Source organism: Lysinibacillus sp. CNPSo 3705, assembly GCF_028674935.1.
GTDB lineage: Bacteria > Bacillota > Bacilli > Bacillales_A > Planococcaceae > Lysinibacillus.
In genome coordinates this window covers 1-6,015 of the sequence record NZ_JAQZSD010000118.1, presented here as the reverse complement: position 1 = coordinate 6,015, position 6,015 = coordinate 1, and the positions used below count along the sequence as shown (strand labels likewise).

Genomic DNA, 6,015 nt, shown 5'->3' with positions numbered 1-6,015 from the left:
CTCCTTATAGATTCTATACAACTTTTTTATAATATCATACTTAAAAAAGGATAAGGAAAATACTGCATTGATGATATTTCTAAGTATAAAAAGCAAGCACTAAATTCAGTTAAAGCATTATATTAAAATGAGTATAATTATGATTATTGATTATCTTAATTTTTATTATTGTAAGTTTCAAAAATCTCGCTGGCTAATTTGATTATTAATCGAATTTCCTTTTCAGACTTCTTTTTCAATTGACCGGCAAACAAATTTATTAACTGCTCAGTTTCAACAGGTAATATTTTTAAAGGTAATTTTAATTCAAAGAGATCTATAGCGTTGATTTCTAGACCAGTTGTTATTTTTTCTAATGTACTTAAAGTAATATTTCTATCTCCGCGCTCTACCCCAGCTAAATATGATGTTTGTAAACCACATTTCTCAGCTAGTTCCTCTTGTGTCATTTTTTTTTGTTTTCTGATTTCCCTAATATTTGTCCCAACAATATTTACTAACTGGTCCATTTAATCACCTCACTTAAAGACTATGTGAGGTACAAATTCGCATGAAGTTTCATATAGGTACATTTTAATTGTTTTTAGTACTTATAAGTACTATTATGTACTTTGATGTTAATTTTAAGGAGTGGAACGATAAATGAATAGTCATTTAAGTACAAATATAGTTATTGAAAATGTAGTCCAATCAAAGATGAGGGGGCGTGTCATTTATCAAGGATCTGTTTCGTCACAAGTTGCTGTGAATTTTTCATATTCAAAGCTTTTTAATGATCCATCAGGAAAAGGTTATCAACGCCCTATTAACAAAAAGCGTTGTAAAGATTTTGCTGAATATTTATCCCAAGGTGAGGATTCCTTATACACACCGATTTTATTAAATGCAGCAGGTAATTGGGAATTTCACGCATATGATCGTTATCGTCCAAGTTATGGCCGTTTAGTATGCCATCAAAAAGCAACACTTATGGATGGACAACATCGTTTATGCGGAATTAAGGAATATATTGAGGAAACAGATAGTACTTTGAATGTGCCTTTTTTAGCATTTCATTATTTAGATGAAGATGAGGAAATTAAATTATTTGATGTTATAAATACAAAAGCTAAAGGTATTGGCACATCGTTAAGCAGATACTTAAATCGGAATAATGACAAACTGAGTTGGGTAGCTACAAATTTAATTTTAAAACCTGAAAGCCCTTTTTTTAGTAAAGGTACTTTAATTGGAAAGCGTACAAGGGGAAAACATATTACTTTGCAAAATCTATATCATTTAGTAAATCTACTTACGAAGAAATCTGATTTAGCTAAGTTACCGAAAGAAAAGATATTAAATATTACAATGTTTTATTTTAACGTAATTAAAGAGCTATTACCGGAAGAATGGGATGATTATAAGAACTATCGGTTAACCCATATTACTTGTTTAAATGCACTAGCTATTGTTGGAAATATGTTAATTAATGAAAATTATTTGATTAAATCACAACAACCAGACTCAGTAAAAATTGCTAATAAGTTATTAAACCTAGGAGAGATAGATTGGTCTGCCAGTGGTGATTTAAAATTTGTAAAGGGCGTTGCTGGTACAAAGATGTTAGCTGAGGACATAAAAAACTGTATTTAGAAATTAAGGAACCATTGTAAAAAAGCAATGGTTCCTTAAGAAAATAATCCAGTAAAAACTTCATTTAATGTCTATATAATGTGGTGCGAATAAGGCAGTTAGACCACACTCAACTAGAGTACGCATTCTAGAATTATCTATAGGGATAAATTTAAAATAAGCGTTATTTATTAACCAATTTTTTGCATCAGCCATATCTACAACAGGACTATTTGGATCTTCTACTAAATATTTTTTTAACCGAGCAGTACTAGCATTTCCTTGTAAATGGTTAGTGTAAATTCGTCTTCGCTGATTAGTTGTTCGACCAATATAATAGCATTCATCAATACCTTCATTTACTTTTTTAAAAATAGCATATACTCCGGCATCTTCTGATAACATGCGAGGCACTAAATTGTTAAAATCGATGCTTTGTTGTGATAGTAAAGCATGTTTATAGTCTTGTAATTCTTCCTGTGTCATATAACTACCTACCTTTTCGTTGGAATTTATCTAATCATATCATGATATGATTAGATTGTGCAATAACAGCTTTTTAATCTTATATTAATTAACCAATAATAAATTCTAGATCCCTAAATGTTTAAATGGAATAAATGTAGTATATTGTAAATAGAGTAAAAATATTAAGTTAGCATTTTAAATATTATAATTTGTGGGGTGCAAAATGAGTTTTGATTTCAGTAAATTTTTAAATCAGTCATCAAATCCTGGGGAAGTACATCCTATTAAGCTTTACGATAGTCTTCCTAAAGGAAAAGTAAATGATTTATGGCGAGGACAGTACCTCGCACTCGAGGAATTATTTGATAAAAGAGAGGAAAAGAATGTAGCTGTAAACCTAAACACAGGTGGAGGTAAAACGGTTATTGGGCTTTTAACAGGTCAGTCTATGGCTAACGAGTTACAAGGACGTGTCTTTTATTTATGTGGTTCTAATCAGCTAATAGTACAAACGAGAGAAGCAGCTGAAAAGCTGGGTTTAACGGTAGCTACTTATTTTAATAGAGAAATGAAAAACGAACGAGAATTTAATCTTGGAGAAGTTCAATGTTTAACAAATTACCAAACTTTGTTTAATGGGAAAAACCGTCGATTCCGAGATGATATCAAAGGTATTATTTTTGATGATTCTCATGTTGCTTCTCATATTGTTCGGGATAACTTTACATTACGAATTACACAAGATGAATTTCCTCATACATACGCGACATTAGTTGGGCAAGTGCGACCATACTTCGAACAGACTTTCCGTACACAGGAATTTGATCAGGTTGTTACGTTTAAAAACGATCCTTCAGTTATTTTTATACCTATGTTTATATGGAATAATTCTGTAGAAAAGGTTATTGAGACTTTAACTAACGAAGGAGTTACTGATAAAGTAAGTACTATGTTTGCTTGGGAACATTTAAGAAATAATTTGGATTTATGTTCAGCATTTATTACAAATGATTACATAGAATTATCCCCATTTCTTCCACCAGTACATGAACTTAACTTTATGAGTGACAATACTAGAAAAATCTTCTTGTCTGCAACAGTTCAAAATAAACCTGAGTTTGTTCGTACATTCGGATTCCTACCGAAATCCCATGTTGATCCAAAAACTAGCGCCGGAGAGTCTGAAAGATTAGTCATAGCACCATATATGAATCCCGAGATAAAAAAGGAAATCTTTGATTATATCATTCAACTAAGTCGCAAAAATAAAATACTTGTAATACCGAAAAGTGAATCTCATGCACGTAAATGGAGACAACATGAAATGAAGTTTGATTCTTTGGACTTCACAGAGAAGATAGAGAAATTCAAAGCAGCTTCTGTAGGCATGTTAGTTGCTCCTGCACGTTTTGAAGGTATGGATTTCCCAGGAGATACTTGCAGATTACTAGTAATTGATGGTCTCCCATCTGGAACAGGTCTAATGGAAAAGTTTTTGTGGAGTAATTTAGGAGATAACAAATTTTTACAAGGCACTGTAGCCTCAAGGGTAATACAATCAATGGGAAGAATTTCACGAGGAACTGATGACTATGGTGTAGTATTTATGTTAGGTGATGATATGGCCGACTGGATTACTAGAAAAACTAACCGAAATTCAATATCACCTTTTACAAAAGCTCAAATTGAATTAGGTGAGGAACTTACAAAAGATCTTAAATCGGCTCAGGACCTTGATAGCTTGATTTCAACTGTTTTGTCCGTGCCCCGTAATGAGGGGTGGACTTCTTTACATAAGACACGAGTCCAGCCATTCTCTGTGACTTCAGATAATGAAGGTGAAAGGGGCGAGGAGGATGTCTTTCAAATTGAAGTAGCCTTTGCAGAGAGGGAATTTCTTAAGCACTTATGGGATAGAGAATATAGTAAAGCAGCTCGGTCGTTAGAAAGAACCCTTGAGGAACTTTTTCAACTTGATAAAGCACAAGCAGCATGGCATTCTCACTGGATCGGCTATGCATATCATTTAAGTGGTAACTATTCTGCTGCAGAGCGCTATTTTAATAGATCTGGTGGTGCATATCGTATCCTCGGAAGAATAAATCAATCTCAACAACCTACTCCTTCCTTACCTGTTATCAATATAGGTGAGTCACAAGCTGAAAGAATTGCTAAAGTTTTAAGTGAAAGAGGAGATTTTAATTATGGATCATTTAGTGAAATGGATGGCCGAATCTCATCACTTTTTTCAGAAAAGAGTTCTTCTAATCAATACGAAGAAGCATTATATTGGCTAGGGAAATATTTAGGTTTTGAAGCTAGTAGACCTGATCAAATGTCAGGAATAGGTCGTGGGCCAGATGTTTTTTGGGCATCGACAGAATATGATATCCTTCTGGAAAGTAAGGAAGATAAGGGGGATACATCACAATATTCTAAAAAAGATGTAGGTCAGTCTCATAATCATAAAGCTTGGTATAGTGAGGAATTTCCCGATTCTACACGTGATAATAAGCTAATGATAATTGGACCTGAAGTACCAGCCAACCCAGCTGCTAGCCCAGGAGATGTTATGCATATTTGGATTCCTAATGAGATAGAAATATTAGCAAGGAAAGCTCGAGCTGTATTATATGATTCTTATATTACATCTGATAGCGCTACGTATGTTTCAATTTTAAAAAGAAACTTAGAGGAGTCTAATCTTACTTATCTAGATATTTTCCGTAACCTACCAAATCGTTTGATTAAGAGAATAGAAGTGAAAGAGCTAGATTAGGGAAGTTGGAGAAGTGGAGGAATATTACTTCTTTAAAAGCGATTTACTTATTTGAAGCAATTTATTTTAACATTACCCGATAAAAGAGGATGTATTTATTTTTTGTAAATGCGGAGGAAGTTATATGACCATAAAATATCAAGAATTGAATTGGAGATTATTTATTGATTCACCGAAAGAACCAACAAGTGTTGTTGAACTTAGGGAAATGTTATTTCCAATAGCGGAATTTGAAGGGGAATTTTATGAAAATAATTTGCTAAAACCTATTTTACAGTATGTACAACAACAAATAGAAAGTTATGAAACTAAAGATATTTTTGAATCGGGGATTATTCAACATGCAATTAAACTTTGTTATCGAATTGAAGAATACACATTATTAATAAAGTATGCTCAATTGTTTGAGATTGAAAATATGTTTGCTTATCTTATAGAAAATAAAGATAATGGTGAAAAATCAAGCGCAATATATAAGTATTATGCAGATATTATTGCTATGTATTTTGTATCAATAGATAAATTAGGCTTATTTGATAAACAAATTCAACAAATATTTATAGACATTTATTTAAATTATTCAAAAAGGGATTTATTCGCATTTTTATTTGATGAAATTTATGATGTACAGAAAATTTCATTAGATGTACTAAAGCTCTTTTTTAAAACAATTAACGAAGTGGAAGCACCATTTAATGAAAAATTAATAATAAGAAGTTTTACCTTTTTTATGAAAGAAACTGATTTACGATTCTATCACATAGAGGATAAAGTAAAAGTAAATTGTAGTGATTTAAACAAATCTAATGAAAAAATGGTTTCTATTGAAAATAAATTTATAGCGAATATAATGCAATTCCTATATTCATTATTAAATGGAGAAAAAAGACTAAAAATATTCTCACTAGTTGTAGATATTATCCAGTCTATAAATAAAAAAACAGTAATGTCACAACAACAGGATATTATAAATATTATTAATGATTTATTTGAATATAGTAATGATTTCTTAGGCGATGACGTTGATGAAATTGCTAAGAAATTAACAAAGGCTATTTTTTCAAGTGATTTTAAAAAGAATTGGCTTTTATCGAATTTAAACAATCATTTGATTGAAGGATTGCTAAATGATTTGTTTGATGATAATGCTTATGATG

At 31.5% G+C, this 6,015-nt stretch carries 5 protein-coding genes; 3 read left to right on the top strand and 2 right to left on the bottom strand.

Features of this window, described 5'->3' with window-relative positions; translation table 11 throughout:
* Positions 1-155 precede the first annotated feature (155 nt).
* Positions 156-509 (bottom strand): helix-turn-helix domain-containing protein, encoded by a 354-nt coding sequence (locus tag PVA17_RS24180; RefSeq protein ID WP_274069246.1) that lies wholly within the window; start codon positions 507-509, stop codon positions 156-158.
* Positions 510-642: 133 nt separating this feature from the next.
* Here PVA17_RS24180 and PVA17_RS24175 point away from each other — a divergent pair, with 133 nt between their 5' ends.
* Positions 643-1,632 (top strand): DGQHR domain-containing protein, encoded by a 990-nt coding sequence (locus PVA17_RS24175; RefSeq protein ID WP_274069245.1) that lies wholly within the window; start codon positions 643-645, stop codon positions 1,630-1,632.
* A 60-nt stretch (positions 1,633-1,692) separates the two neighbouring features.
* On the opposite strand, the gene PVA17_RS24170 is transcribed toward PVA17_RS24175, so the two are convergent.
* Positions 1,693-2,097: a GIY-YIG nuclease family protein gene (locus PVA17_RS24170; RefSeq protein WP_274069244.1), complete on the bottom strand. Its 405-nt coding sequence runs from the start codon at positions 2,095-2,097 to the stop codon at positions 1,693-1,695.
* A 205-nt stretch (positions 2,098-2,302) separates the two neighbouring features.
* Here PVA17_RS24170 and PVA17_RS24165 point away from each other — a divergent pair, with 205 nt between their 5' ends.
* Positions 2,303-4,858 (top strand): helicase C-terminal domain-containing protein, encoded by a 2,556-nt coding sequence (locus tag PVA17_RS24165; RefSeq protein ID WP_274069243.1) that lies wholly within the window; start codon positions 2,303-2,305, stop codon positions 4,856-4,858.
* A gap of 124 nt (positions 4,859-4,982) precedes the next feature.
* Positions 4,983-6,015 (top strand): hypothetical protein (locus tag PVA17_RS24160; protein ID WP_274069242.1); only part of this gene is annotated, 1,033 nt, incomplete at its 3' end.

Coding starts and splice junctions, on each gene's coding strand:
- PVA17_RS24180 (WP_274069246.1), bottom strand. CDS start 509: ATGGACCAGTTAGTAAATATTGTTGGGACAAATATTAGGGAAATCAGA.
- PVA17_RS24175 (WP_274069245.1), top strand. CDS start 643: ATGAATAGTCATTTAAGTACAAATATAGTTATTGAAAATGTAGTCCAA.
- PVA17_RS24170 (WP_274069244.1), bottom strand. CDS start 2,097: ATGACACAGGAAGAATTACAAGACTATAAACATGCTTTACTATCACAA.
- PVA17_RS24165 (WP_274069243.1), top strand. CDS start 2,303: ATGAGTTTTGATTTCAGTAAATTTTTAAATCAGTCATCAAATCCTGGG.